At 68.6% G+C, this 26074-nt stretch carries 23 protein-coding genes; 21 read left to right on the top strand and 2 right to left on the bottom strand.

Annotation, left to right across the window (positions count from 1 at the left end; translation table 11 throughout):
- The first annotated feature begins 107 nt into the window (after positions 1–107).
- The 18 genes from ACQ7HM_RS19850 (at position 108) to ACQ7HM_RS19765 (ending at position 22861) form a co-directional block, all read left to right on the top strand.
- Positions 108–2585: a GcvT family protein gene (locus tag ACQ7HM_RS19850; protein WP_434217948.1), complete on the top strand. Its 2478-nt coding sequence runs from the start codon at positions 108–110 to the stop codon at positions 2583–2585.
- Positions 2582–3787 carry an N-methyl-L-tryptophan oxidase gene (solA, locus tag ACQ7HM_RS19845; protein ID WP_434217947.1) on the top strand — a complete coding sequence of 402 codons (1206 nt, stop codon included), beginning with the start codon at positions 2582–2584 and terminating at the stop codon, positions 3785–3787. The genes ACQ7HM_RS19850 and solA overlap by 4 nt, the downstream gene beginning before the upstream one ends.
- Positions 3784–4932: an aromatic ring-hydroxylating oxygenase subunit alpha gene (locus ACQ7HM_RS19840; protein ID WP_434217946.1), complete on the top strand. Its 1149-nt coding sequence runs from the start codon at positions 3784–3786 to the stop codon at positions 4930–4932. The genes solA and ACQ7HM_RS19840 overlap by 4 nt, the downstream gene beginning before the upstream one ends.
- Positions 4933–4942: 10 nt before the next feature.
- Positions 4943–6427 carry an aldehyde dehydrogenase family protein gene (locus tag ACQ7HM_RS19835; RefSeq protein ID WP_434217945.1) on the top strand — a complete coding sequence of 495 codons (1485 nt, stop codon included), beginning with the start codon at positions 4943–4945 and terminating at the stop codon, positions 6425–6427.
- Between the two features lie 24 nt (positions 6428–6451).
- A complete protein-coding gene (locus ACQ7HM_RS19830) occupies positions 6452–8011 on the top strand; it encodes an APC family permease (protein ID WP_434217944.1) in 1560 nt (519 codons plus the stop codon).
- Positions 8012–8015: 4 nt separating this feature from the next.
- Entirely contained in the window at positions 8016–9623 is a 1608-nt protein-coding gene (locus ACQ7HM_RS19825; RefSeq protein WP_434217943.1) for a GMC family oxidoreductase, read from the top strand.
- Between the two features lie 24 nt (positions 9624–9647).
- On the top strand, positions 9648–10406 hold the full coding sequence (dapB, locus tag ACQ7HM_RS19820) for a 4-hydroxy-tetrahydrodipicolinate reductase (RefSeq protein WP_434217942.1): 759 nt from the start codon (positions 9648–9650) through the stop codon (positions 10404–10406).
- Positions 10407–10415: 9 nt separating this feature from the next.
- A complete protein-coding gene (locus tag ACQ7HM_RS19815) occupies positions 10416–10919 on the top strand; it encodes a hypothetical protein (RefSeq protein ID WP_434217941.1) in 504 nt (167 codons plus the stop codon).
- A 50-nt stretch (positions 10920–10969) separates the two neighbouring features.
- Positions 10970–11371 carry a flavodoxin family protein gene (locus ACQ7HM_RS19810; RefSeq protein ID WP_434217990.1) on the top strand — a complete coding sequence of 134 codons (402 nt, stop codon included), beginning with the start codon at positions 10970–10972 and terminating at the stop codon, positions 11369–11371.
- 44 nt (positions 11372–11415) lie between these two features.
- A complete protein-coding gene (locus ACQ7HM_RS19805; RefSeq protein ID WP_434217940.1) occupies positions 11416–12213 on the top strand; it encodes a thymidylate synthase in 798 nt (265 codons plus the stop codon).
- The gene (locus ACQ7HM_RS19800) at positions 12210–12740 is read left to right on the top strand and encodes a dihydrofolate reductase (protein WP_434217939.1); all 531 of its coding nucleotides are present in this window, start codon (positions 12210–12212) and stop codon (positions 12738–12740) included. The genes ACQ7HM_RS19805 and ACQ7HM_RS19800 overlap by 4 nt, the downstream gene beginning before the upstream one ends.
- Positions 12737–13978 carry a winged helix-turn-helix domain-containing protein gene (locus ACQ7HM_RS19795; protein WP_434217938.1) on the top strand — a complete coding sequence of 414 codons (1242 nt, stop codon included), beginning with the start codon at positions 12737–12739 and terminating at the stop codon, positions 13976–13978. The genes ACQ7HM_RS19800 and ACQ7HM_RS19795 overlap by 4 nt, the downstream gene beginning before the upstream one ends.
- Positions 13979–14085: 107 nt before the next feature.
- The gene (thyX, locus tag ACQ7HM_RS19790; RefSeq protein ID WP_434217937.1) at positions 14086–14838 is read left to right on the top strand and encodes an FAD-dependent thymidylate synthase; all 753 of its coding nucleotides are present in this window, start codon (positions 14086–14088) and stop codon (positions 14836–14838) included.
- A gap of 63 nt (positions 14839–14901) precedes the next feature.
- Positions 14902–15807: a 4-hydroxy-tetrahydrodipicolinate synthase gene (dapA, locus tag ACQ7HM_RS19785; RefSeq protein ID WP_434217936.1), complete on the top strand. Its 906-nt coding sequence runs from the start codon at positions 14902–14904 to the stop codon at positions 15805–15807.
- On the top strand, positions 15804–17864 hold the full coding sequence (locus ACQ7HM_RS19780) for a ribonuclease J (protein ID WP_434217935.1): 2061 nt from the start codon (positions 15804–15806) through the stop codon (positions 17862–17864). Before dapA ends, ACQ7HM_RS19780 begins: the two co-directional genes overlap by 4 nt.
- Positions 17865–17906: 42 nt before the next feature.
- Complete coding sequence (locus tag ACQ7HM_RS19775) at positions 17907–18527, top strand: TIGR03085 family metal-binding protein (protein WP_434217934.1); 621 nt, start codon at positions 17907–17909, stop codon at positions 18525–18527.
- A 124-nt stretch (positions 18528–18651) separates the two neighbouring features.
- On the top strand, positions 18652–21618 hold the full coding sequence (locus ACQ7HM_RS19770; protein ID WP_434217933.1) for a DNA translocase FtsK: 2967 nt from the start codon (positions 18652–18654) through the stop codon (positions 21616–21618).
- A gap of 238 nt (positions 21619–21856) precedes the next feature.
- Entirely contained in the window at positions 21857–22861 is a 1005-nt protein-coding gene (locus tag ACQ7HM_RS19765) for a TerC family protein (RefSeq protein ID WP_434217932.1), read from the top strand.
- Between the two features lie 61 nt (positions 22862–22922).
- On the opposite strand, the gene ACQ7HM_RS19760 is transcribed toward ACQ7HM_RS19765, so the two are convergent.
- Entirely contained in the window at positions 22923–23207 is a 285-nt protein-coding gene (locus ACQ7HM_RS19760; protein WP_434217931.1) for a YciI family protein, read from the bottom strand.
- Between the two features lie 29 nt (positions 23208–23236).
- The gene (locus ACQ7HM_RS19755; protein ID WP_434217930.1) at positions 23237–23782 is read right to left on the bottom strand and encodes an amino-acid N-acetyltransferase; all 546 of its coding nucleotides are present in this window, start codon (positions 23780–23782) and stop codon (positions 23237–23239) included.
- A 193-nt stretch (positions 23783–23975) separates the two neighbouring features.
- Between ACQ7HM_RS19755 and pgsA the strand changes: the two genes are divergently transcribed.
- From pgsA to ACQ7HM_RS19740, 3 genes are all read left to right on the top strand, one after another.
- Positions 23976–24599 carry a CDP-diacylglycerol--glycerol-3-phosphate 3-phosphatidyltransferase gene (pgsA, locus tag ACQ7HM_RS19750; protein WP_434217989.1) on the top strand — a complete coding sequence of 208 codons (624 nt, stop codon included), beginning with the start codon at positions 23976–23978 and terminating at the stop codon, positions 24597–24599.
- A gap of 162 nt (positions 24600–24761) precedes the next feature.
- Positions 24762–25094 (top strand): helix-turn-helix domain-containing protein, encoded by a 333-nt coding sequence (locus tag ACQ7HM_RS19745; protein ID WP_434217929.1) that lies wholly within the window; start codon positions 24762–24764, stop codon positions 25092–25094.
- Between the two features lie 136 nt (positions 25095–25230).
- Positions 25231–26034, top strand: a complete 804-nt coding sequence (locus tag ACQ7HM_RS19740; RefSeq protein WP_434217928.1) for a PspA/IM30 family protein — start codon at positions 25231–25233, stop codon at positions 26032–26034.
- Positions 26035–26074 lie beyond the last annotated feature (40 nt).

Genomic DNA, 26074 nt, shown 5'->3' with positions numbered 1-26074 from the left:
CGAGTTGACGCGCGATCCTGTGGGTCGCACCATGTGTTGCACAGGAGACAACGTGTTGCGTGGATCGCAACAGCAAGCATTGGCAGCGGCACAGAACTGAGGTGGGCATGAGCGGTCCTCGCGTGGTCGTCATCGGCGCCGGGATCGTCGGCACCTCACTTGCCGACGAGCTCACCGGCCGCGGATGGACCGACGTCACCGTCCTCGACCGCGGGCCCCTTCCCGCCACCGGCGGTTCGAGCAGCCATGCGCCGGGACTGGTGTTCGCCACCAACCCGTCGGAGACCCTGTCCCGATTCGCGCAGTACACGATCGACAAGTTTCGGGACCTGTCGGAGACCTCGGATCGATTGTGTTTCAACCCTGTCGGCGGACTCGAGGTCGCGACCACCCGCGCCCGCATGACCGACCTGCATCGCAAGGCCGGATGGGCTCGTGCGTGGGGAGTGCCTGCACGGATCATCGACCCCGAGGAGTGCGCGCGGCTGCACCCCCTGCTCGACCCGGCCACGGTCCTCGGCGGATTGCACACCCCCGCAGACGGTCTCGCGGACGCACTGGTCTGTGTGGAGGTACAGCGTCAGCGGGCCGAGGCCGCAGGTGCGCGATTCCTCGGCGACACGCGCGTCCGCGCGGTCACGACTGCCGGCGATCGGGTGACCGGTGTCGAGACCACCACCGGTGTCCATCCCGCCGACCTGGTGGTGTCGTGCGCGGGCTTCTGGGGCGTCGAGATCGGTGCGATGGTCGATCTGACGGTGCCCCTGGTCGCCATGGGGCACCAGTACGTCGAGACGACGTCGGTCGGCCCTCTCCGCGAGCTCGTCGATCGCCGTGTGGGCAAAGCCGCTGCCACACTGCCGATCCTGCGTCACCAGGACGCCGACCTCTACTACCGGCAGCACGGCGACCGGATCGGGATCGGCTACTACGGGCACCGCGCGATGCCCGTCGACATGCACCGGCTCTACGCCGACACCGAGGGGCAACCGATGCCCTCGATGCTGCCGTTCACCCCCGCCGACTTCGCACCGGCATGGGACGAGTCGACCCGCGTCCTCCCGGGTCTCGCGGCGGCATCGGTCGCCGACGGTTTCAATGGCATCTTCTCCTTCACCCCCGACGGTGGACCCGTCCTCGGGCCGCACCCGGGTCTCGACGGGTTCTGGGTGGCCGAGGCGGTGTGGGTGACCCAGTCGGCGGGAGTGGCGCGCACCATGGCGCACTGGATGATCGACGGCAGCCCGGATCTGTGTGTCGCCGGTTGCGACATCGCGCGGTTCTCCGCCCGCGAGACCGCTCCCGACCATGTCGCCGCGATGAGCGCCCGCGCGTTCGACGAGGTCTACGACATCATCCATCCACGCGAACAACGGTCGATACAACGCGACCTCACCGTGAGTCCGTTGCACGACCGTCACCGCGGCCGTGCGGCGGTGTTCGTCACCTCCCACGACTGGGAGCGACCGGCCTGGTTCGAGGCCAATGCCGCACTCCAGCAGTCGGACACGGCACCGCCTCGCACGGAGAGCGACGACGACTTCTCCACACGCCACTGGTCACCGATCGTGGTCGCCGAGGCGGCGGCCACCCGGGCGGGTGTCGGATTCTTCGACATGACATCGCTGATGCGGGTGGAGGTCAGCGGCCCCGACGCGGCGGCCTTCCTCGCCCCGATCCTGACGCGTGATCCCGATCGCGCGGTCGGGACGGTGGTCTACGCACTCATGCTGAACGACTCGGGTGGGGTGCTCAGTGACGTCACCGTCGCGCGCACCGCCGCCGACCGGTTCCAGATAGGTGTCAACGGCCCGCTCGACCTCTCGCGCCTGGCCTCGCTCGCCCGTGTCGCCCGCCGTGACGGCGCCGAGGTGGAGGTTCGCGAGACCACTAGGGAGACAGCGTGTCTCGGCGTCTGGGGACCCGCCGCGCTCGCCGTCGTGAGTCCGCTGAGCGCCTCCCCGCTCGACCCCGACGCGCTCGGGTTCTACCGCACCCTGCGCACCAGGATCGCCGACGTCGACGTCTTCGCGATGCGGGTGTCCTATGTCGGCGAGTTCGGCTGGGAGCTCTACATGGCCGCCGACGACGCCGTCACGCTGGCCGACGAACTCACCACCGCGGGTGCGTCTCTCGGCGCGGTGTGGGCCGGTCGCGGCGCGCTCGACACCCTCCGCATCGAGAAGGGATACCGGTCCTGGGGGACCGACATGACCGCGGTGCACACCCCCGACGAGGCCGGGCTGGCGTTCGCCGTCGCGAAGAACCACGATTTCGTCGGCCGCGCGGCGATGACGCAGCGTTCCGTGCGACGACGCCTGCACACACTCGTCGCCGACGACCCAGACACGATGCTGCTCGGTCGAGAACCGGTCACCGGCCCCGACGGGACCGTCGGCCACGTGACGTCGGCGGCGTTCTCGCCCGCGGTGCACCGCACCATCGCCTACGCCTGGGGCGCACCCGAACTGCGCGTCGGTGAACAGGTGCAGGTCGACCACCTCACGACGACCTCGACGTTCACGGTGTCACCGACGATCACCGTCGACCCGGAGAACGCACGCCTGAAAGGACGCACACCATGACCGACACGGGGATCGACATCGACGCCGAGGTGATCGTCATCGGTCTCGGCGGCATGGGATCTGCCGCGGCGTACCACCTCGCACGCCGCGGGGTGTCGGTGCTCGGCCTAGAACGGTTCACCCCGGCGCACGATCGCGGATCGTCCCACGGCGGCTCGCGCATCATCAGACAGTCGTACTTCGAGGATCCCGCCTATGTGCCGCTGCTGCTGCGGGCCTACGAGCTGTGGGAGGAACTCGCCCGGGAATCGAAGCGAGAGGTGTACCGGATCACCGGGGGACTGTTCATCGGGCCACCGGAGTGCGCCACCGTGTCGGGGTCGTTGCACGCCGCGCAGCTGTGGGGCCTCGACCACGAGGTGCTCGACGCCGACGAGATCGCCCGGCGGTTCCCGGGATTCGCGCCCGAGACCGGGCAGATCGCGGTCTACGAGCCGCTCGCCGGGTTCGCCCGACCGGAGGAGACCGTCGCCGCCCACATCGATCTCGCGGTGCGCGAGGGCGCCGACCTCCGTTTCGGTGAGACGGTGCGGTCCTGGAGCGATGACGGCGACCACGTGGAGGTCGTCACCGACTCGGGGCGTTTTCGTGCCCGGGAACTGGTGGTCTGCCCCGGGGCCTGGGCGCCGGAGATCCTCGCCGACCTCGGTGTCACGATCGAGATCGAACGGCAGGTCATGTACTGGTTCGGCCTCGACGCCGGCTCGACGAGCGACGCCGCGACGATGGTGGACGCACCGATCTACATCCAGGAGAACGCCGACGTGGAACAGATCTACGGGTTCCCCGCGATCGACGGTCCCGACGGGGGAGTGAAGGTCGCCTTCTTCCGCCGGGGTGACGTCTGCTCACCGGACACCATCGACCGTGTGGTGCACGACGCCGAGACCGAGCGGATGCGGACCAGGGTGCGACAACTCCTGCCCGGTGTCACCGGACCCGCCCTCGACGCCGCCACCTGCATGTACTCGACCACCCCGGACCACAACTTCGTGATCGCACGACATCCCCGGCACGCCCGGGTCACGGTGGCCTGCGGGTTCTCCGGTCACGGCTTCAAGTTCGTCCCGGTGGTCGGGGAGATCCTCGCCGACCTGGTCGTCGACGGTCACACCGACCACCCGATCGACATCTTCGACCCGACGCGCGTATCGCTCGTCGCCGGCGGCCAGGATCCGGTCGCGACGGCAGGTGTGCGATGACCGCCGTCGATGCCACGGGACGGACCGACCCGGCCGCACCCGACACCCTCGTGGCGACCCTGCCCGGCGGCGCCTACACCGATGTCGCCGCGTTCACCCGCGAACAGGAGGCGATACTCGAACGCCGATGGATGTGCGCGGTCCGCAGCGCCGACCTCGACGCACCCGGACGGTTCGCGACCGTCGACATCGGCCGCGAGAGCGTGTTGGTGGTCCGGGGCCGCGACGGTGCGCTGCGCGCGTTCCTCAACAGCTGTCGCCACCGCGGAGCGCTGATCTGCACCGAGAGCGACGGGGCCGTCCGGCGAAACCTGCAGTGTCCCTACCACGCCTGGACCTACGGGCTCGACGGAGCGCTCGTCGCCGCCCCCAACCTCAGCAGCATGGGCGACATCGATCGCACCCGCTACGGACTCATCGGAGTCGCCGCCCACGAATGGCTGGGCTACCTGTGGGTGTGCCTGGCCGACGACCCACCGTCGTTCGACGACACCGTGATCGGCGCGGTCACAGCACGTCTGGGAGAACCCGAACAGATCGACCGCTACCGGGTGGCCGATCTCGCACTGGCACACCGTGAGACCTACGAGGTGGCGGCCAACTGGAAACTGATCGTCGAGAACTTCATGGAGTGCTACCACTGCGCGACCATCCACCCCGAGCTCACCGAGGTGCTGCCGGAGTTCGCAGACGGGCTCGCCGCCCAGTACTACGTGGGCCACGGCGCCGAGTTCGGCGGGGCGATCGACGGATTCACCGTCGACGGATCGTCCGGGTTCGCGCCGCTCCCGGATCTGACCGCCGAGCAGGACCGTCGCTACTACGCGATCACGATCAACCCGACGGTGTTCGTCAACCTGGTGCCCGACCACGTGATCGTGCACCGTATGTTCCCCGCCGCGGTCGACCGCACGGTCGTCGTCTGCGACTGGCTCTACCACCCCGACGTGGTCGCCTCGGGAGGTGACACCCGAGGCGGGGTGGAACTGTTCCACCGCGTGAACGTGCAGGATTTCGACGCGTGTGAACGGACCCAACCCGGAATGTCGTCGCGCGCCTACGCCTCCGGCGGTGTCCTGGTGCCCGCCGAGCACCACATCGCGCAATTCCACGATTGGATCAACGAAATGTGCGCCGGGGGGTGAGGATGGGGAGGTGAGTGACCTCTTCATCGACGGCGCGTGGACCGCGGCGACATCCGGCCGCACCCGCGACTGCATCGATCCGGCCGACGGGACGGTGATCCGGTCGGTCGACGAGGCGTCGGCGGCGGACGTCCGTGCGGCGATCGTCGCCGCGCGCACCGCCTTCGACGACTCGTCGTGGCGGTCGACGACCGCCGCCGACCGGTCGGCGCTCCTCGACCGCATCGCCGACCTGCTCCTGCGCGACATCGAGTCGCTCGCGTTGATCGAGACCCGCGACACCGGGAAGACGCTCGCGGAGAGTCGAATCGACATCACCGACGTCGTGTCGGTGTTCCGCTACTACGCCGACCTGGTCACCACCACCGCCGACCGCCTCGTCGACGTCGGCAACCCGGCGGTGATCAGCCGGGTGGTCGCCGAACCGGTCGGTGTCTGCGTGATGATCGCGCCCTGGAACTACCCGCTTCTGCAGATCTCCTGGAAGATCGCCCCCGCGTTGGCGGCCGGCGCCACCATGGTCCTCAAGCCCAGCGAGGTCACCCCGCTGTCGACGATCGAACTGACCCGGCTCATCGCCGAGGCCGGCGTTCCCGCCGGTGTCGTGAACCTCGTGCTCGGCGCCGGATCCGACCTCGGTCCCGCGCTCACCGACGACCCGGACGTCGATCTCATCTCCTTCACCGGTGGACTCGCGACCGGGAAGGTCATCGGCCGCACCGCCGCCGAACACATCACCCGGGTTCTCGTCGAGCTCGGCGGCAAGAACCCGCACGTGGTCTTCGCCGATGCGTGCGCGACCCCCGAGGCCATGGCGGCGACGGTCGATCAGGTCCTCACCGGGGTGTTCCTGCACTCGGGTCAGGTGTGTTCGGCGGGCACCCGCCTGATCGTCGAGGAATCGGTCGCCGACGACCTCGTCGCCGCCGTCGCCGACCGCGCGGGCCGGATCCCGATGGGACCCGGTGTCGATCCGGCCAGCCTCACCGGACCGCTCGTGTCGGCGCAGCAACTCGACAAGATCACCGACTTCGTGGCCGTGGGTGTCGCCGAGGGGGCCACCCTCGTCACCGGGGGCCACCGCGCATCCGCTCCGCGGTTGGCCGACGGATATTTCTTCGAACCCACCGTGTTCGACCACTGCGACCGCACGATGCGCATCGTCTCCGAGGAGACCTTCGGCCCGATCCTCACCGTCGAACGGTTCAGCACCGAGGCGCAGGCCCTCGAGCTCGGCAACGACACCGCCTACGGCCTCGCCGCCGGCGTCCGTACCGCGGACGCCGCACGCGGCGAACGCATGGCGCGCGGCCTGCGACACGGCACGGTGTGGGTCAACGACTTCGGCTACTACACCCCGGCCGCGGAGTGGGGTGGCTTCGGCCGCTCCGGGAACGGTCGCGAGCTGGGACCGTCCGGACTCGCCGAATACCAGGAGCTCAAACACATCTGGACCAACACCACCGCGCCGCCGGCCGGCTGGTTCCCCCAGTAGTCGATACCGAGGTAAGGGGTTGCCATGACCATCGAGAAATCCGTCGATCCCGACAACGGGATGGAACACTTCGGCTACAAGGAGAGCCTCGACCGCAGTATCGGCAAGTTCGCCAGCTTCGCCGCGGGTGTCAGCTACATCTCCATCCTCACCGGCACCTTCCAGCTCTTCTACTTCGGGTTCGGCACCGCCGGTGCGGCCTACCTGTGGAGCTGGCCCATCGTGTTCGTCGGACAGCTCGCCGTCGCACTGTGTTTCATGGAACTGGCCGCGAAGTATCCGATCGCCGGGTCGGTCTACAACTGGGCGAAGATCCTGGGCAACAAGGTGGTCGGGTGGTTCTCCGGTTGGATGATGCTCACGGCGTCGATCGTCACGATGTCGGCGGTGGTGCTCGCGATCGATTCGACGCTGCCCAAGATCTGGAGTGGCTTCCGCCTCATCGGGTCTGATGACCTGGCCGTGGTCTCGCCGTCGAACGCCGTTCTGCTGGGATCGATCCTGGTGGTCGTCACCACGGCGATCAACGCCTTCGGTGTCCGCCTGATGTCGATCATCAACAGCACCGGGGTATTCATCGAACTCATCGCCGCGGTCCTCATCGCGGTGATCCTCGCCTTCAACATCGAGCGCACGCCTGCGGTGTTCTTCTCCACGAACGGGTACGGGGCCGGTGAGAGCGGCGGATATCTGGGCGCCTTCCTCATCGCCTCTCTCGCATCGGGTTACGTCATGTACGGGTTCGACACCGCCTCATCGCTCGGCGAGGAGACGGTCAACCCCCGCAAGACCGCACCGACGGCCATCCTGCGCGCGATCCTGGCCTCGTTCGTCATCGGCGGCGCGATCCTGGTGTTCGCGATCCTGGCCGCTCCCAACCTGTCCGACCCGGCGCTCGGCGTCCAGGGTGGGCTCCAACAGATCGTTCTCGACGTCATGTACGGCCCGGTCGGCAAGATCTTCCTGATGTGCATCGTCGTGGCGGTGTTCGTGTGCACCCTCGCGGTGCACACCGCGGCCATCCGGCTCACCTTCGCCATGGCCCGAGACAACGCACTGCCCTTCGGCGAGTCGCTGGCCAGGGTCCACCCGAAGACGCAGGCCCCGGTCATCCCGGCCGTGCTGATCGGTGTGCTGTCGATCCTCATCCTGGTCATCAACATCAATCAGCCGACGATCTTCCTGCTTCTGACCTCGGTGGCGATCATCATGATCTACATCGCGTACCTGATGGTCACCGGACCGCTGCTCCTGAAACGACTCAGAGGCGAGTGGCCACCCGAGGATCTGAAGGAGGGCGGTTACTTCTCGATGGGCCGCTGGGGTCTGCCGGTGAACATCGTCGCCGTCGTGTGGGGTATCGGCATGGCCCTGAACCTGGCCTGGCCGCGCACGGCGGTCTACGGATTCGGCTGGTACAACACCTGGGCCGCGTTCCTCTACATCGGCGTCATCGGCGGCGTCGGGTTGATCTGGTACTTCACCGTCGGCAGTCGGGGCATGGGGACCCTGAGATCGCATGCGTCGGAGACGAAGTCCGACGCCGTGACTGCCGAACCGTTCCGCGGACCCGAGGGAGTCTGACCACATGGCCGACCCATTGCACGACACCGCGGTGACCGCGGGCCGGTTCGACTACGTCATCGTCGGCGGCGGTACGGCGGGATGCGCGCTCGCCGCCCGTCTGAGCGAGGACCCCGAGGTGACCGTCTGTCTCATCGAGGCGGGCCCCACCGACGTCGGCAACGACGACGTGCTGGTGCTGAGCGAATGGATGCACCTGCTCGACTCGGGATACGACTGGGACTACCCGATCGAACCGCAGGAGCGCGGCAACGACTTCATGCGGCACGCACGCGCCAAGGTGCTCGGTGGGTGTTCCTCGCACAACTCCTGCATCGCCTTCTGGCCGCCCGCCGAGAGCCTCGACGAGTGGGAACGCATGGGGTTGACCGGGTGGGGTGCCGCCGACGTGCACCCGCTGGTGCGGCGGCTGGAGAACAACGACGCCCCCGGTGACCACGGACACGACGGGCCGGTGCGCCTGCGCGACATCCCCGCCGAGGATCCCTGCGGCGCGGCAGTTCTCGACGCGGCTGCCGCCGCGGGCCTACCCACCGTGGGGTTCAACCGCGGCGAGACGGTGCGCACCGGCGCCGGATGGTTCCAGATCAACGCCGGTGAGGACGGCCTGCGGATGTCGACATCCCACGCCTACCTGCACCCGATCATCGGCACGCGGCCCAACCTCGAGGTCCGCACCGGCTGCTGGGCCCAGGAGATCCTGTTCGACGGTGATGACGGCGCGGGCACCACCGCCATCGGTGCCCGCTACCAGCGCCCCGACCTCACCGGGTTCGACGTGGTGGGCGCCGACCGCGAGGTCATCGTGACCGCCGGCGCCATCGACACCCCGAAACTGCTGATGCTCTCGGGAATCGGTCCGGCCGACCATCTGCGCTCGATGGGCATCGATGTGCGAGTCGACTCCCCTGGGGTGGGCTCGAATCTCGACGATCACGTTGAGGGGCTCGTGTTCTGGGAGGCGGCGCAGCCCATGGTCACCACGTCGAGTCAGTGGTGGGAGATCGGCCTGTTCGCCTCGACCGGGCATTCCCCCGAGACCGACGCCCTGGGCCTACCGGACCTGATGATGCATTACGGCAGTGTGCCGTTCGACATGAACACCCTGCGCTGGGGATACCCGACGACGGACAACGGGTTCTGCCTGACCCCGAACGTCACGCAGGGCCTGTCCCGCGGAACGGTGCGGCTGCGCAGCCGTGACTTCCGCGACCGGCCACGGGTGGATCCGCGCTACTTCACCGACGCCGGCCACCACGACGAGACGGTGATGCTCGCCGGGATCCGCCTCGCCCGCGAGATCGCGGCCCAGGAACCGCTGCGGCCGTGGATCGCCCGGGAACTCGCACCCGGCCCCGATGCCGTGACCGACGAGGACCTCGTCGACTACATGCACAAGACCCACAACACCGTCTATCACCCGGCGGCGACTGCGAAGATGGGTACCGACGCCGACCCGATGGCCGTCCTCGACCCGCAACTGCGTGTCCGGGGTACGCAGCGCCTGCGGGTGGTCGATGCCTCGGCGATGCCGAAACTGCCGACGGTCAACCCCAACATCTCGGTGATGGCCATGGCCGAGAAGTGCGCGGACCTGCTGCGCGCCACCTGACCGGGCTAGGGGATCATGGTCGTCATGGCTGGTGGTGACCGACTGCGCGTCGGGGTGTTCGGGAGTGGCGGCAAGGTCGGTCAGGCGATCGTCGATGCGGTCACCGCCGCCGACGACCTGACCTTCACCGTCGGCGTCGACAAGGACGACGACCGGTCGTCGCTGGTCGACTCCGGCACGCAGGTCGTCGTCGACTTCACCCACCCGTCGGTGGTGATGGACAACCTCGAGTACCTCATCGGCAACGGCATCCACGCCGTCGTCGGCACGACCGGGTTCGACGACGACCGTCTCAAGCAGGTCCGCGGGTGGCTCGACGACGCTCCCGGTGTCGGCGTGCTCATCGCCCCCAACTTCGCGATCGGCGCGGTCCTCAGCATGCGTTTCGCGGCGGCGGCGGCCCGGTTCTACGACTCGGTGGAGGTCATCGAGCTCCACCACCCGCACAAGGCCGACGCACCGTCGGGCACCGCCTACCGCACCGCCCGGATGATCGCCGAGGCCCGCGCCGACGCCGGTACGCCACCGATGCCCGATGCGACGACGACCTCGCTCGACGGCGCCCGCGGTGCCGACGTCGACGGGGTCCGCGTGCACTCGGTGCGGCTCGCCGGGCTCGTCGCGCACCAGGAGGTGCTCCTCGGTACGGAGGGGGAGACGCTGACCATCCGACACGACTCCCTCGACCGCACCTCGTTCGCCCCGGGTGTGCTCCTCGGTGTGCGTCAGATCGGTGACCGGCCGGGTCTCACCGTCGGCCTCGACGACCTGCTCGACCTGTAGGGCGGGGTGATGGGCGAGCGTTCCAAGCGCGACTTCTACTCACGCGACGCACGGCCGATCGTGGGAGTCATAGTCGTGATCCTCATCCTGCTGGCCTTCTACATCGGGTTGCTCGGGGTCCGCGGGGTCCAGCTGATCCAGGACGGTTCGGTGGTCGGGATCGGCCTCGGAGTCGGGGTGCTGATCCTGCCGTTCCTCGGTGTGTGGATGGCGTTCACGACCGTGCGTGCGGGTATCGCCCATCAGCGCCTGGGCCGGCGGATGCGTGAGGAGGGGCGCGAACTCGACGTCTCCGACCTACCTCGGCGACCCTCGGGCCGCCTCGAGCGCGATGCCGCCGACGAGCTGTTCGCGACGGTGAAGACCGAGTGGGAAGCCGACCCCGAGAACTGGCGCAACACCTATCGCATCGCCCGCGCCTACGACTTCGCCGGTGACCGATCCCGCGCTCGCGAGATGATGAAACGTGCTGTCGCGCAGGAGAAGGTCGAGCACGACGGACCGTCGAAGTGACCTCTCGACTCATCATCGTGCACCACACCCCTTCGCCGCACACCCAGGCGATGTTCGAGGCGGTCCTCGCCGGGGCGACCGACCCCGAGATCACCGACGTCGAGGTGGTCCGCCGACCCGCACTGTCGGTCAGCGCGTCGGATTTCCTGGAGGCCGACGGATACGTACTCGGTTGTCCGGTGAACCTCGGCTACATCGCGGGCGCCCTCAAACACGCCTTCGACACCAGCTACTACCAGATCCTCGACGCCACCCGGGGCCGCCCGTTCGGGGCCTATCTGCACGGCAACGAGGGCGCCGAGGGCGCCATCCGGGCCATCGACTCGATCACCACAGGACTCGGCTGGACCCGCGTCTCCGAACACGTCATCGCGTCGAACAAACCGGACGCCGACTCCCTCGCGGCATGTCACGAACTCGGCGGCGTCGTCGCCGCGCAGTTGATGGGTTGAACGGCCTGCGCGCCGTCGTCGGCGGGGAGTCCTAGACTCGACCCGTGATCGACACCCCGTACGAGGACCTGCTGGCGAAGGTGTTGGCCGAGGGGACACCCAAGGCCGACCGCACCGGTACCGGGACGCGCAGCCTGTTCGGGCATCAGCTCCGGTATGACCTGGCGGCCGGTTTCCCGCTCATCACGACCAAACGGGTGCACGTGAAGTCGGTGTTCTACGAATTGCTGTGGTTCCTGCGCGGCGACTCGAACGTGCGGTGGCTCCAGGAACGCGGCGTGACGATCTGGGACGAGTGGGCCGACCCCTCGGGCGACCTCGGGCCGGTCTACGGCGTCCAGTGGCGCAGCTGGCCGACGCCCTCGGGTGAGCACATCGACCAGATCTCGAACGCGTTGGCGCTCCTGCGGTCGGATCCCGACTCGCGCCGCAACATCGTCTCGGCGTGGAACGTGGGGGAGATCCCGCAGATGGCCCTGCCGCCCTGCCATGCGTTCTTCCAGTTCTATGTCGCCGACGGCAGGCTCTCGTGCCAGCTCTACCAGCGCAGCGCCGACCTGTTCCTCGGCGTGCCGTTCAACATCGCGTCCTACGCCCTGCTGACGCACATGATGGCCGCGCAGGCGGGCCTCGAGGTCGGCGAGTTCGTGTGGACCGGCGGCGACTGTCACATCTACGACAACCACGTCGACCAGGTGCAGTTGCAGCTCTCCCGCGACCCTTTCCCGTACCCGACCCTGCGGCTCGCCCCGCGAGAGTCGTTGTTCGACTACGAGTTCTCCGACATCGAGGTCGTCGACTACCAGCATCACCCCGGTATCAAGGCACCCGTCGCCGTATGACGGTCGCGTTGATCTGGGCGCAGGGCAACGATCGGGCGATCGGGCGCGACAACACCATCCCGTGGCGCGTGCCGGAGGACGCCCGGCACTTCCGTGATCTCACCCGCGGACACCGTGTGGTGATGGGTCGCGCCACCTGGGACTCGCTTCCCGAACGGTTTCGTCCGCTGCCCGATCGGGTCAACGTCGTGCTGACCACCGACCGCACCTGGTCGTCGACCGGGGCGGTCGTCGCCCACGACCTGCGCGACGCACTCGACACCGACGTCGGCCCGGACGACACGGTCATGGTGATGGGCGGAAGCCAGATCTACGACGCCGCACTGGCGTTCGCCGACATGCTGCACGTCACCGAGATCGATGTCGACGTCGACGGCGCCGATGCCCACGCCCCGGAGATCGACCCGGAACGGTGGGTGGCCACCCACGCCGGTGTGTGGCAGGTGTCGTCGAGTGGACTGCGGTTCCGATTCCTCGAGTACCGGCTGCGATCCGACGGGTCGACACCCGCGTCGACGACGTCGTGAGCGCGGCCGCCCTCCCCATCGCCCGAGCGCGTCGGATCGCTCTGGCAGCACAGGGTTTCGCCGACCCGGCACCCACCGGGGCGGTCACCCGCCGGCACCTGCAACGCGTTCTCGGACGCATCCGCTTCCTGCAGATGGACTCGGTGAACATCGTGGTCCGCGCGCACTACATGCCGCTGTTCAGCCGGCTCGGTCCCTACGACCCGGCGCTGCTCGACCGCGCGGCGGCCGACTCGACCGTCCGGGCACCGCGAATGCTCGCGGAGTACTGGGCGCACGAGGCCGCACTGATCCCGGTCGAGGACTGGCCGTTGTTCGGCTGGCGCATGGACGACTACCGGTACGGCCGTTACGGCAACCCCGTGACCGAGTCTGCCGACCGCACAGCATTGCGCGTCGAGATCGCACGCGTCCTCGCCGAGCGGGGGCCGACCACCGGCGGCGAGCTCGAGGAGCTCCTCGGCCGCCGCCGCGACCAACCGCGTCGGGGGAGCTGGTGGGATCGCAGCGAGGTGAAGCACGCGTGCGAGGTGATGCTCGCCGCCGGAGACCTCTCCGCGATCCGGCGGGGCAACTTCGCGCGTCACTACGACCTCGCGTCGAACATCGTCGGTCCGGACCTCGCGAACACCGCCATCGACCGCGACGTCGCCGTCCGCGAGCTGGTCCGGCGGTCGATCGGTGCGCTCGGCATCGCGACGGAGACCGACCTGCGCGACTACTACCGGCTGCCCGTCGCCGACGCGCGCCGCGCGGTCGCCGAACTGGTCGACGCGGGCGAGGTGACGCCGGTGACCGTGGCGGGCTGGGACCGCACCGCCTATCTCGATCCCGGTGCCCGCACCCCACGACGGGTGACGGCATCGGCCCTGCTCGCCCCGTTCGATCCGTTGGTGTTCTTCCGACCCCGGCTGCACCGCCTGTTCGACATGCACTACCGCATCGAGATCTACGTTCCCGAACCGCAACGCGTACACGGCTATTACGTGTTCCCGTATCTGCTCGACGAGGAGATACCCGCCCGCGTGGACCTCAAGACCGATCGATCCGCCGGGGTGCTGCGGGTGCTCGGTGCGTTCTCCGAGGACGGGGTCGACCGCGATCATGTCGCCACCCGCCTCGCCGCCGACCTGCGATCGATGGCGCAGTGGTTGGGGATGGACGGGGTCGTGATCGGGGGTACCGACTCCGGGGGGCGGGGCGACCTCGCGGGTCACCTCACGCGCGCGCTGCGCTGAACACCTCCGACATCCGGCACCCGCGGACGACGTCCCGGGGCGGCACGGGACAATCGGACCTGGTTCGACCCGTCGGGCCGGCGAAGAGATACGAGGAGTGCAGTCAGGTGTCGCAGTTGGTTCCGTTGCAGGTGCACATGATCGCGCACACCGAGTTCCACCCCCCGGAGGACATCCCCTGGTCGACCGACGTCGACGGGGGAGAGGCGTTGGTCGAGTTCGCGGGCCGGGCCTGCTACCAGAGCTGGGACAAACCGAACCCGCGTACGGCGACCAACGCCGGATACCTGCGCCACATCCTCGAGGTCGGCCATCTGTCGCTCCTCGAGCACGCGACCGTCACCTTCTACATCACCGGTATCTCCCGGTCGTGCACACACGAACTGATCCGGCATCGGCACTTCTCCTACTCGCAGCTGTCCCAACGCTTCGTCCCCGAACACGACTCGAACGTCGTCCCACCGCCGGCGATCCGCGGCGACGCCGAACTCGAGGACCTGTTCGTGACCGCCACCGACGCCGCACGTGCGGCCTACTCCGAACTGCTCGAGGCGCTCGAGGCCAAGTTCGCCGACGTCCCGAATGCGATTCTCCGTCGCAAGCAGGCACGGCAGGCCGCGCGCTCGGTGCTGCCGAACGCGACCGAGACCAAGATCGTGGTCAGCGGCAACCTGCGTGCCTGGCGTCACTTCGTCGGGATGCGAGCCACCGAACATGCCGACGTCGAGATCCGGCAACTCGCGATCGAGTGTCTGCGGCAGCTGTCGGGCATCGCTCCGACCGTCTTCGGCGATTTCGAGATCGGCACCCTGGCCGACGGCACCGAGGTCGCGACCTCCCCGTACGTCGTCGACAGCTGAGCGACGCGGGGAGGAGGTGGGTTGTGCGGTTCGGGCCCACCCCCGGACGGTAGCCTGACCACCATGAACAGCGGCCAGACGCAGCGCGGGCTGCATCCGTTCGGAACCGTGGGTGTCGCGATGGTGACGCCTTTCGCCGCCGACGGCAGCCTCGACCTCGACCGGGCAGTCGAACTCGCGACCCATCTCGTCGACCGCGGGGTCGACGGCCTGGTGATCTCGGGGACCACCGGGGAGTCACCGACCACCACCGTGACCGAGAAGCTCGACCTGCTCAGCGCGGTGCTCGACGCCGTCGGCGACCGTGCGCGCATCACCCAGGGCGCCGGCAGCTACGACACCGCCGAGAGCGTGCGGTTCGCCGTCGAGTCGGCCAAGCGCGGGGCGCACGGGCTGTTGGTGGTGACGCCGTACTACTCGCGGCCACCGCAGACCGGTCTGCTCGCGCATTTCACGGCCATCGCCGACGCGACCGACCTGCCCGTCCTGCTCTACGACATCCCGCCGCGATCGGTGGTGCCGATCGAGCACCGCACGCTGCTGGAGCTGGCGCGGCACCCGAACATCGTCGGCGTCAAGGACGCCAAGGGCGATCTGAACTCCGCCGCGTCGCTCATCGCCGACGCCGGCCTGCAGTACCTGTCCGGTGAGGACGCGCTCAACCTGCCGTGGCTGGCGGTGGGTGCGTCGGGATTCGTCTCGGTGATCGGCCACCTGGTGCCGGAGCGGCTCAGAGATCTGCTCGATGCTGTGGAAAAGGGTGACATGATTCGTGCACGGGAGATCAACCTCTCGCTCATCCCGTTGGTGAACGCGATGGGGCGGCTCGGCGGTGTGACGATGGTGAAGGCCGCACTGCGGATCACCGGCCTCGACGTCGGGGAACCCCGCCTGCCGCAGATGCCGGCCACCGGACCGCAGATCGAGTCGCTGATCGCCGATCTGCGTGCAGCGCAGGTGCTCTCGTGACCGGCCCCGAGCAACCGGCGGGCGAGTCGGCCGCCCCGAAGCGTCGCCGTCGCGCCGCGACCCGTCGCAGCGGTCCACCCGAACCGGCGGCCCCGACGCCGCCGGCCCACGAGCAACGCCAGGCCGCCGAGACGCCGGTGGAGACGAACGCCGCGCCGCCGCAACAGAAGTCGGCTCCCCAGCAGAAGAAGTCCGGCCCCGCCGGGAACGACACCGCGTCGAAGGACACGAATCGGTCGGCGGACTCCTCCGGCGGTGGACGCCGTCGCGGCAAGAACTCCCGCGGATCCGGTGGCGGCGGCTCGTCGGAGCCCCGTCGCGACCGGTCACCGCAGGTCGCCTCGCAGCCCGTCGGCGACGTCACCGACCGTCTCGGCCTGCCGAAGAAGCTGCCCCGCGGCGGATTACGAGTGGTGGCACTCGGCGGCATCGGTGAGATCGGTCGCAACATGACCGTCTTCGAGTACGACGGCAAGCTCCTCATCGTCGACTGTGGCGTGCTCTTCCCCGAGGACCAGCAGCCCGGCGTCGACCTCATCCTCCCGGACTTCCGCTACATCGAGGACCGGATGGACGACGTCGAGGCGATCGTCCTGACCCACGGCCACGAGGACCACATCGGCGCCGTGCCGTTCCTGCTGCGACTGCGCGGCGACATCCCGGTCATCGGTTCGCGTTTCACCCTCGCCCTGCTGGCCGCAAAGTGCCGTGAGCACCGTCAGCGGCCGAAGCTGGTGCAGGTCACCGAGGGTGAGCGCTCTCATTTCGGGCCGTTCGACCTCGAGTACTTCGCGGTCAACCACTCGATCCCCGACGCCATCGCCGTCGCGATCCGCACGCCGGCCGGTCTTGTGCTGCACACCGGCGACATCAAGCTCGACCAGCTGCCCCTCGACGGTCGCCTCACCGACCTCGCCGGGTTCAGCCGCCTCGGCGACGAGGGTGTCGACCTGTTCCTCGTCGACTCCACCAACGCCGAGGTCCCCGGGTTCGTGACACCCGAACGCAACATCGGCACCGTTCTCGACACCGTGATCGGCAAGGCGAAGCAACGGGTGATCGTGGCGTCGTTCGCCAGCCACGTGCATCGCATCCAGCAGGTCGTCGATGTCGCAGCGGCTCACGACCGCAAGGTGTGCTTCGTCGGGCGGTCGATGGTCCGCAACATGCAGATCGCCCAGGAACTCGATTATCTGCGCGTCCCCGACGGCGTGATCGTCGAGATGGACGCCGCCGCATCGCTTCCCGACCACCGCGTGGTCCTGGTGTCCACGGGGTCGCAGGGCGAGCCGCTCTCGGCGCTGTCGCGGATGGCGCGCGGCGAACACCGGCAGATCAACATCCGGGCCGACGACCTCGTCGTGCTGGCGTCGTCGTTGATCCCGGGTAACGAGAACTCGGTGTTCGCGGTGGTGAACGGACTCGCCAAACGAGGCGCCACGGTCGTCACCCAGCAGAGCGCGAAGGTGCACGTCTCCGGACACGCGTCGGCCGGCGAGCTCCTCTATCTCTACAACGCCGTCCGACCGTCGAACGCGATGCCGGTGCACGGCGAGTGGCGGCACCTGCGCGCCAACGCCGCGCTCGCCGAGGCGACCGGTGTCGCCCCCGACCGGGTGGTGCTGGCCGAGGACGGAGTGGTCGTCGATCTCGTCGACGGTCGCGCGAGCATCGTCGGCCGCGTGCCCGTGGGGTACGTCTACGTCGACGGGCTGTCGGTCGGTGACGTCGGCGAATCGACCCTGTCGGAGCGCCTGGTGCTGGGAGAGGGCGGTTTCATCGCCATCACCGTGGTGATCGACGCGGTCGACGGCCGACTGATCAGTCCCCCGGAGGTGTCGGGGCGCGGGTTCTCCGACGACCCGGCGGCGCTCAAGGATGCGGCCGATCTGGTCCACTCGTCGCTGTCGGATCTCGCCGCCGACGGTGTCACCGACACCCACCGGATCGCCCAGTTGATCCGTCGCGTGGTGGGCAAGTGGGTGGCCGACACCTACCGTCGCCGGCCCATGATCGTGCCGACCGTGTTGTCGGTGCGCGCGAAGTCGCCGCGGTAGCGCAGGGGTCGCGAGGGCGCGGCGAGTCGATAGGCTCGGGGGATGACCGCTGCACGCACCGAACGCGCCGCCCTCGCCGAGACCCTGCGTTCGGTGGGACCCGATGCCCCCACCCTCTGCGACGGCTGGACCGCGCGTGATCTGACCGCCCACATGGTGGTCCGCGAGGCGCGACTCGACGCGTCCGCGGGCATCGTGATCCCGCCGCTGGCGGGATACACCGAGCACGTGCAGAACTCCTACGCGCGGCGCGACTACGACCGACTCGTCGATCAGTTCGCTTCCGGCCCGCCGTGGTACTCGCCGTTCGCGGTCCTCGATCGGTTCGCCAACCCGGCCGAGTTCTTCGTCCACCACGAGGACGTCCGCCGAGCGTCGGCGGGGTGGACGCCGCGCGTCCTCGACCCGGCGCTGGAATCGGCGCTGATGGCCCCTCTCACGATGATCGGCAAGAAGGGCCTGCGTTCGGCAGGAGCGCGTGTCGCCCTGACCACCGGAGACGGTGCCACGGTGCTCACCGCCGGTTCGGGTCCGTCGGTCACCGTCACCGGTGATCTGGGGGAACTGGTCCTCTTCGTCTTCGGTCGCGATCAGGTCGACCTGGCCTTCGACGGCGATCCCGGCGCCGTCGCATCGGTGAAGGCGTCCGAGCGCGGCCTCTGACGCCACCCCACCGGACCCGGTTCGGGTCCGTCGCGACCGTGCTCGGTCACGATAGAGACACGCCTTCGATGGGGCCGGTGAGGTGCACGAGGCGTATGGGGTTGATGCGGTTTATGGTGAGCGCATGAGCTCCAAGTCCACGGCCCGGGGTTCCCGCGCGGCCGCGAAGCGCACCTCGTCGGGTTCCTCGGCGCGTCGAGCCGGTGGGACGTCGTCCGCGACGACCCGCACTGCCACCCGTGGCGGAGCCGCGAAGAAGGCGGGCGCCCGGAAGTCCGGTGGCACCGCGACGAAGTCCTCGAAGTCCTCGACCGGCAATCGCGGCGCGACGTCGCGATCGGCCACGTCGGGTCGCGCCACCTCACGTTCGACCTCCGCCTCGGCGGGAACGACGCGGTCGCGCGCGACCGCCACCACCCGGGCCACCGCGGTGGAGCAGACCGCAGACCACGGTTCGGTGGTCCGTGCGATCGGTCGGGGAGTGGGCACCAGCTGGGTCCTGCTCGCCCGCGGGGTGGGCGGGCTCGCCCGCGTCGGCTCGGGGACATCCCGGGTGCGCGACCGATATGCCGACGATCTCGACTCCGACGACCGCTACGCCGATGAACTGGGTCCGGAACGTTTCGACCCCGATCGTGACCACGCCGACGCCCGCTTCGCCGACGACCTCGTCGACGACGGCTACCTCGACGACCCCGATGACATCGAGGCGTTCGATGACGCGCCCGTCCGCCGGTCGCGACGCGAGACCCCGCCCCCGTTCGATCGATCCTCCGACGAGGGACGTCGTCGCGACGGAGCGGCCCTGGCGCTGATCGCCGTGGCAGTGCTGGTCGCGGTCGGCGTCTGGTTCCACGCCGCCGGCCCGATCGGCGCCTTCATCGACACCGCCGTGCGGGCCATCGTCGGTGCGGCCGCGGTCGTCGTCCCCGTGCTGGCCACGGCCGTCGCCGTCCGGCTGATGCGCCGCGGACCCGACCCGCGCAGCCGTGGCCGCAACATCGGCGCGTGCGCGTTGATCGGTCTGCCGGTGCTGGGGATCTGGCATCTCGTCGCCGGCGCCCCGGTCGACTTCGACGGCCGCCTCGACGCCGGTGGCTTCCTCGGCTTCGCCGCGGCCGGGCCACTGACGACCGGGCTCACCGCCTGGGTGTCGGTGCCCATCCTGGTCGTCTGCATCCTGGCCGGGATCCTGCTGGCGGTACGTATGACCGTGCGTGAGGTCGTCACGCTCGCGTCGGACTATTTCGGCGTGGGGCACACGGCGCGGCACGACGCCTACGAACCCGCCGGGTTCGACGATCTCGACGACGACGGGTACGACCCCGGGTTCGCAACGGGCCGTGGCGGAGACCCATGGGAGAACTACCCGCCCGACGACGTCGAGGAGATCCCCGCACCGACGACGCGCATGCGTCGGCCCGCCGGGGTGACCGCGAACGAGGCACTGACCGAACCGCTGATCACCGACGTCGACCCGGCCGATGCGCTCGCCACACGACCCACCGAGGTCGTCGCGAAACCGCGCCGCGCTGCCACACCGAAGAAGACGCCGCCCGCCCCCGCCCCGGCGGCCGACGACTTCACCGAACTCGTCGAGCGCACCGTCGAGGGCGACTACCGTCTGCCGCCCGCGTCGTTGTTGATCGACGGCGACCCGCCGAAGATGGGCAGCGCCTCCAACGACGACATGATCGACCGCATCACCGCGGTGCTCGAGCAGTTCAAGATCGACGCTGCCGTCACCGGTTTCACGCGCGGGCCGACGGTCACGCGCTACGAGGTCGAGCTGGGGCCCGGCGTCAAGGTCGAGAAGATCACCGCGCTGGCCCGCAACATCGCCTACGCCGCGGCCACCGACAACGTGCGGCTCCTCGCGCCCATCCCCGGCAAGTCCGCGGTCGGCATCGAGGTGCCCAACAGCGACCGTGAGATGGTTCGCCTCGCCGACGTCCTCAAGTCGCCGAGCACCCGAAAAGACGCGCACCCGTTGGTGATCGGTCTCGGCAAGGACATCGAGGGCGACTTCGTGAGTGCCAACCTCGCGAAGATGCCGCACCTCCTGGTGGCCGGTTCCACCGGTTCGGGCAAGTCGAGTTTCGTGAACTCGATGCTGGTGTCGCTGCTGACCCGCGCGACCCCCGACGACGTCCGGATGATCCTCATCGACCCCAAGATGGTGGAACTGACGCCCTACGAGGGGATCCCGCACCTCATCACGCCCATCATCACCGAGCCGAAGAAGGCCGCGGCCGCCCTCGCGTGGCTCGTCGAGGAGATGGAGCAGCGCTACCAGGACATGAAGGCGTCGCGCGTCCGGCACATCGACGACTTCAACGCGAAGGTCCGGTCGGGTGAGATCAGCACGCCGTTGGGATCGGAACGTGTGTACCGGCCGTACCCGTACATCCTCGCCATCGTCGACGAGCTCGCCGACCTCATGATGACCGCGCCGAAGGACGTCGAGGACGCGATCGTCCGCATCACGCAGAAGGCGCGTGCGGCCGGCATCCACCTGGTGCTGGCGACACAGCGCCCGTCGGTCGACGTGGTCACGGGTCTGATCAAGACGAACGTCCCGTCTCGTCTGGCGTTCGCGACGTCGTCGCTGACCGACTCGAGGGTCATCCTCGACCAGCCCGGTGCCGAGAAGCTGATCGGCATGGGTGACGGGCTGTTCATCCCGATGGGCTCGAACCGCCCGATCCGCATGCAGGGCGCGTTCATCACCGACGAGGAGATCTCGGCGGTCGTCGAGTTCGCGAAGGAACAGGGCGATCCGCAATATCAGGAGGGCGTCACCGCGCAGAAGGTGTCGGACTCCAAGGACATCGACGGCGACATCGGTGGCGATCTCGACGACCTGCTGCAGGCCATCGAGCTCGTGGTGAGCAGTCAGTTCGGGTCGACGTCGATGCTGCAGCGCAAGCTCCGTGTCGGGTTCGCCAAGGCCGGTCGACTCATGGACCTGATGGAGACCCGCGGCGTCGTGGGACCGAGCGAGGGCTCGAAGGCCCGGGAGGTCCTCGTCAAGCCCGAAGACCTCGCCGGTGTCATCGCCTCGATCAACGGCGCGACGGTCGGCGACTGAATTGTCCGGAACGCAAACTCGCTGACCTGCGACAATGGCGAGCCCCCCACGGCAAAGGTAAAGTAAATTTTGCTTTCGAGGGGAGTATCCCTGTCACGGCGATCTCGTCAATACGTTCGTCATCGAGCCGGTGCCATCACCGGGTTCGTATGACGTTCCGGGACGTCGGCCGTGTGGTCGTCCACACGGCGGGAGAGACCTCTGGCACCCGTGTTCGGTCAGCTGGAGGATTTGCCGCATGAACGTGTCCGCGACAACCTGGATCATCACCCTCGTAGTGATCCTGGGGTTGTTCATCTTCGACTTCTTCGCCCACGTACGCACCCCACACGCCCCGTCCCTCAAGGAGTCCGGGGCCTGGTCGGCGGTCTACATCACCATCGCCCTGATCTTCGGCGGCTACGTCTGGTGGCAGTGGGGCGGCACCTACGGCGGTGAGTACTACGCCGGGTTCATCACCGAGAAGGCCCTGTCGGTCGACAACCTCTTCGTGTTCGTCATCATCATGGCGAAGTTCGCGGTTCCCCGTGAATACCAGCAGAAGGTGCTGCTGCTCGGCATCGTGATGGCACTGGTCATGCGCGGTGGGTTCATCGCCGTCGGCGCCGCCGCGATCAACGCCTACAGCTGGGTGTTCTACCTCTTCGGCGCGTTCCTCATCTACACCGCCGTCAAGCTCATCCGCGAGGCCACGGCCTCGGAGGACGAGGACGACGACGAGGACAGCGCGATCATGAAGTTCGTCAAGAAGTACCTGCGCACCACCGACGAGTACAACGGCGACAAGCTGTTCACCAAGGCCAACGGCAAGCGTCTCGCGACCCCGATGCTCATGGTGCTCATCGTCATCGGCTTCACCGACGTGCTGTTCGCGCTCGACTCGATCCCGGCGATCTACGGCCTCACCACCGAGCCCTACATCGTCTTCACCGCGAACGCCTTCGCGCTGATGGGTCTGCGTCAGCTGTTCTTCCTGCTCGACGGCCTGCTCGACCGCCTCGTGTACCTCTCGTGGGGTCTGTCGATCATCCTCGGCTTCATCGGTGTGAAGCTCGTGCTGCACGCACTGCACGAGAACACGCTGCCGTTCCTCAACGGTGGCGAGCACATCAAGGTCCCGGAGATCTCGACAGGGCTGTCGCTGAGCATCATCGTCGGTGTCCTGGTGGTCACCACGGTGGCCAGCCTCATCAAGGCGAAATCGAACGACAAGAAGGAACAGGACTCGATACCGAGCGCCTGACCTGCATTTCGTTCACTTCGCGGACCCCGCGCACCCACCGGTGGTGCGGGGTTCGCCCGTCTCAGGCCGCGAACGGACCGAAGATGGGCTTCCACTCCGTCACGCGGGTGGCCGTGATGGCGTCGGCCGCGTGGAAGGGGTCCCGCGCGAGGATCCCCGCGAGTGCGTCGGCGTCGTCGGCACGGAAGATCAGCAGCGCACCGGTGCCGTCGGGGTAGGGGCCCGACTCGAGCACGACCCCGGTGTCGACGAGCCCCTTCAACCAGTCGCGGTGCGACGCCCGGTGGGTGTCGCGAAGGTCGGAGGTGGCGTCGACGTAGGTGTACTCGACGGCGAAGACGGTCATGGTGCTCCTCGGGGTGGGGACAGGGGATCTCAGCGCAGGGAGGCCAACATCCGGGTGTTGCCCAACGTGTTCGGCTTGACGTAGCTGAGGTCGAGGAACTCGGCCACGCCCGCGTCGTACGACCGGCACATCTCCTCGTAGACCTCCGCGGTGACCGGGGTGCCGTCGATCTCGGCGAAACCGTGTCGGGCGAAGAAGTGGGTCTCGAACGTCAGCACGAACACGCGGGTCAGTTGGAGATCGCGTGCGACGTCCATGAGTCGGCCGACGAGACGATGGCCGATGCCGTGTCCCGCCCACGCCGGGTCGACGGCCACCGTGCGGACCTCGCCGAGATCGGCCCAGAGCACGTGCAGCGCACCGCATCCCACCACCTCGCCGGCGATCTCGGCGACCCAGAACTCCTGGACGGCCTCGTACAAGGTCACCAGGTTCTTCTCGAGCAGGATGCGTCCGGCGTACATGTCGATCACCGCCTTGATGCGCGGGACGTCGGAGGTCCGAGCCCGCCGGATCGTCACCGACACGGCATCGGTGACGCCGTCGGTGGCGGCGTACCCCTCGTCGGCTGCCATGGGGAAACACTAATACGTCGGCCTCGGGGCGGCGCCCGTCGCGTGGGCCCGCGACACGCGTTCGGCGCGCTCGTGTGACCTGCGCTCGGGTCGTGCCCGTGTGACCGATATCGTCATGGGCGTGGGTGATCCAGGACGCACCGATGATCGGCGCCGTGGCGGCATCGGTCGGTCGGCAGGCGAGGATTCGCCGGTGGCCGAGCGGTTGCGCAACTCGATCAAGCCCGTCGCCGACGACCCGATCGCCGATCCGGTCAGCAACGTCCCGATCGTCAACATCGCCAACATCCTCACCGTGTTCCGCATCGTGCTCGTGCCGGTGTTCCTCGCCGCCCTCTTCGCCGGCGACGGCCACGAACCGGGCTGGCGGATCGCCGCCTGGGTCGTGTTCGCGGTCGCCGCGATCACCGACCGCTACGACGGACGCATCGCGCGCAACCGCGGGCTCATCACCGACTTCGGCAAGATGGCCGATCCGATCGCCGACAAGGCGCTCATCGGGTCGGCGTTGATCGGCCTGTCGCTCCTCGGCGACCTGTCGTGGTGGATCACCGCGGTGATCATCGCCCGCGAGGTCGGCGTCACCCTGCTGCGGTTCTGGGTGATCCGGCACGGCGTCATACCGGCCAGTCGCGGCGGCAAGTTCAAGACGCTCCTGCAGGTCATCGCGATCGGCCTCTACATCCTCCCGCTTCCCGGTGCGGTGCACTGGGTCGCGATCGTGGTGATGGTCGCCGCGATCATCGCGACCGTCGTCACCGGTCTCGACTACGTCTGGCGCGCACTGCAGCTGCGGGCGGCCGGGCGCGCGGCGTAGACGACACGACCGCGTCCGGACCCGCAGCAGGACAACCGACCGGCGGTGTCGCCGGTCGTCGATTAGGGTCGTCGGAACTCCCCGGCGATCGCCGGTACGACCTGATCGGGAACTTCCGCGGGGTGTCGTCGCGTTGTACGTCAGTAGGTGAGGAGGACTCCAATGGCAGCACTACTTCGTGAGGCTCTCGGTGGCAGTCTGCGGCGGGTCCGGACGGATCAGGGCCGTACGTTGCGTGAGGTCTCGACCGACGCGCGGGTGAGCCTGGGCTACCTGTCCGAGATCGAGCGTGGACAGAAGGAGGCGTCGAGCGAGTTGCTCTCCGCCATCTGTGACGCCCTCGACGTCGAGATCGCCGACGTGCTCCTCGACGTCAGCACCGCGATGCGCCGGCGCACCACCATCGCCGAGGACACCAAGGTCGTCATCCCGCCGCCCGCCGACTCGGCCGGTGTCGGCCGCGCGCGGGGCAGTTCGGCCCTGTCGGCGGCCTGACCCGCACCACCCGCGGGGCGCGACGTCGCCCCCCGAGGTGACGCCAGCGGCTAGATTGGTGTCCACCGCACGGCGCGACTCCCGGGGAGATCGGCCGGGCACGACATCACGTACGAGCACCGACGACAGGGACAAGATGCCGAACCCATTCGTGAAGGCCTGGCGCTACCTCATGGCCGCGGGCAACGCCACGATCGACGAGCGTGCCGATCCCAAGATCCAGATCCAGCAGGCGATCGAGGACGCGCAGCGTCAGCACCAGGCGTTGTCGCAGCAGGCCGCGGCGGTCATCGGCAACCAGCGCCAGCTCGAGATGAAGCTCAACCGCCAGCTCGAGGACGTCGAGAAGCTCAACGCCAACACCCGGCAGGCACTGACCCTGGCCGACCAGGCGGCGTCGAACGGCGACTCGGCGAAGGCGGGGGAGTACACCAACGCCGCGGAGGCGTTCGCCGCCCAACTCGTCACCGCCGAGCAGGGCGTCGAGGACCTCAAGACGCTGCACGACCAGTCGCTGCAGGCCGCGGCCCAGGCCAAGCAGGCCGTCGAGCAGAACTCGATGATGTTGCAGCAGAAGCTCGCCGAGCGCACCAAGCTGCTCAGCCAGCTCGAGCAGGCGAAGATGCAGGAGCAGGTCAGCTCCTCGCTGCAGCAGATGAGCGAGCTGTCGGCGCCGGGCAACACCCCCAACCTCGAGCAGGTGCGCGAGAAGATCGAGCGCCGCTACGCCACCGCCCTCGGTTCGGCGGAGCTCTCCCGCAACACCGTCGGCGGTCGCATGATGGAGGTCCAGCAGGCCTCGGTGCAGATGGCGGGGCACTCGCGCCTCGAGCAGATCCGCGCGGGCATGAAGAACGACGCCCTGCCCGGCGGTTCGTCGTCGAACGCGGCCATCGACCCCGCCACCCCCGATCTGAACAAGCGTCCCGAGCAATCCTGATCTGACGATTTACGCTGCCCTGAGACCGCGGCCTGCGGTG

Source organism: Williamsia sp. MIQD14 (assembly GCF_051025635.1).
Lineage (GTDB): Bacteria > Actinomycetota > Actinomycetes > Mycobacteriales > Mycobacteriaceae > Williamsia_A.
This window is presented reverse-complemented; position numbering and strand designations above follow the sequence as displayed.